Source organism: Microbacterium umsixpiens, assembly GCF_053543675.1.
Window position 1 is genome coordinate 15,433 of the sequence record NZ_JBLVOH010000070.1, and the last position, 2,395, is coordinate 17,827.

Consider the following 2,395-nt stretch of genomic DNA (forward strand, 5'->3'; position numbering starts at 1 on the left):
GGGCCATCTCTCATCGAAGTCGCGACGGATCAGCTCTTCGACTGGCCGTACGAACCGAGCTGACGGGTCGATTCGACCACGCGGGCGGCCATCGCCGACTCGGCGATCTTGCCCCAGGCGCGGGGGTCGTACTGCTTCTTGTTGCCGACCTCGCCGTCGACCTTCAGCACGCCGTCGTAGTTCTTGAACATGTAGTCGGCGATCGCACGCGTGTAGGCGTACTGCGTGTCGGTGTCGATGTTCATCTTGATGACGCCGTTCGCGACCGCGAGGGCGATCTCCTCGTCGGTCGAGCCGGAGCCACCGTGGAAGACCAGATCGAGCGGCTTGGCGCCCGTGTTGTACTTCGCTGCGACCTCGGCCTGGATCTCGCCGAGGAGTTCCGGGCGCAGCTTGACGCCACCCGGCTTGTACACGCCGTGCACGTTGCCGAACGTGAGGGCGGCGATGTAGCGACCCTGCTCGCCGAGACCGAGGGCCTGCACAGCCTGATCGACGTCCGCGAACGTCGTGTAGAGGGCGTCGTTCGAGCCCTCGTGCTGCACGCCGTCCTCTTCGCCGCCGACGACGCCGATCTCGACCTCGAGGATGGCGTTGATGTTCTTCATGCGGGGGAGAAGGTCCTTCGCGATCTCGATGTTCTCCGCGAGGGGAACCGCCGAGCCGTCCCACATGTGGGACTGGAAGATCGGGTTGCGGCCGGCCTTGACCTCGTCCTCGGAGGCTGCGATCAGCGGCTCGACGAAGCCGGCGAGGGCGTCCTTCGGGCAGTGGTCGGTGTGCAGCGCGACGGTGATCGGGTAGTTCTTGGCGACCTCGGTGGCGAAGCGGGCGAAGGCGAGAGCGCCGGTGGCGCGTGCCTTGACGGTGTGGCCGGCGAAGTAGTCGGCTCCACCCGTGGTGACCTGGATGATGCCGTCGGAGCCGGCCTCGGTCAGCCCCTGGAGGACGGAGTTGATCGTCTGCGAGCTCGAGACGTTGAATGCGGGATACGCGAAGCCGCCGGCCTTCGCGCGGTCGAGCATTTCGGCGTACTGATCCGGGGTGGCGACGGGCATGAGAACTCCTGCGATAAGGGAAGCCGGGACAGGTGCCACTCTATCGGGGCCACCGGAGTCGTATCGAAGGTCGGGCGCCCCACTCGCACGGCAGCTCGTGCCCAGGCGTTAAGAATCGCGATTCCTTCGAGGGATGGAGGCGGAAAACCGGGCTGTTCGCTCGCGTCGATAGCTAGGCTGACCGCATGGTGAGTCTGACTGCGGATCTGAGCCCTCTTCGTCCCGACCGTAACCTCGCGATGGAGTTGGTGCGAGCGACGGAGGCTGCGGCCATCCGCGCGGTCCCCTTCATCGGTCGAGGCGCGAAGGAGGCCGCCGACGGGGCGGCCGTCGACGCGATGCGCGCGTTCCTGGGCACCGTCGACTTCCAAGGCCGCGTCGTCATCGGCGAGGGCGAGAAAGACAACGCACCCATGCTGTTCAACGGCGAGGTCGTCGGCACCGGGCGCGGACCGCTGTGCGACATCGCAGTCGATCCCATCGACGGAACCTCCCTCACCGCAGCGGGTCGGCAGAACGCGCTGTCCGTGATCGCGGTGTCCGACCGGGGCACGATGCTGGATGCCTCCACCGTCTTCTACATGGACAAGCTCGTCACGGGGCCCGCAGGCGTCGGTGTCGTCGACATCCGGCTCCCCATCGGCGAGAACATCCGCAAGCTCGCCGGTGCGCTCGACAAGCCCGTCGACGAGATCGTCGTGTCGGTACTGAACCGTCCGCGTCATGAGCAACTCATCCAGGAGATCCGCGATGCGGGCGCCGGCACCCGACTGATGAGCGACGGTGACGTCGCGGGTGGGATCAACGCCGCCCGGCATGATGCGCGCACCGACATGTGCGTCGGCGTCGGAGGCAGCCCCGAGGGCATCGTCACGGCATGCGCCATCAAGGCGCTCGGCGGACACATCCAGGGGCGCCTGTGGCCGCGTGACGACGACGAGCGTCAGCGCGGGATCGACGCCGGGCTCGACATGGACAGGGTCTACGAGGCCGACGACCTGGTGCAGGGCAACAACACGATCTTCGTCGCGACGGGCGTGACCGACGGCCAGCTCGTTGCCGGCGTCCGCCGCGAGCGGGGCTATGTGTACACGGAGAGCGTCGTGCTCCGCGGTGCTTCCGGGACCCTCCGGCGCATCGCCTCGGAGCACCTCGTCTCGAAGTGGCTCTGATTCACAGGCCCCTCTGAGGGCGCGTTCTCCCGGCCGACGACGACGGCATCGTTATCGAGCCGGTATAGGGCCGGGGTGGCGTGAGCCACGCTTTCCGGAGCGCCGTGTCACAATTGTCACTGGGTTTGTCGCCGTGGACGGAGCCGTCAGGCACCGCAGGCACAG

Annotated in this window: 2 protein-coding genes; one reads left to right on the forward strand and one right to left on the reverse strand. The window is 67.1% G+C overall.

Translation table 11 applies throughout. The features are described 5' to 3' along the window. Positions 1–29: 29 nt before the first annotated feature. On the reverse strand, positions 30–1,058 hold the full coding sequence (gene fbaA / locus ACNPM4_RS07250; protein ID WP_029262954.1) for a class II fructose-bisphosphate aldolase: 1,029 nt from the start codon (positions 1,056–1,058) through the stop codon (positions 30–32). Positions 1,059–1,243: 185 nt separating this feature from the next. On the opposite strand from fbaA, the gene glpX reads away from it, so the two are divergent. Next, a complete protein-coding gene (gene glpX / locus ACNPM4_RS07255; RefSeq protein WP_029262953.1) occupies positions 1,244–2,230 on the forward strand; it encodes a class II fructose-bisphosphatase in 987 nt (328 codons plus the stop codon). Positions 2,231–2,395 lie beyond the last annotated feature (165 nt).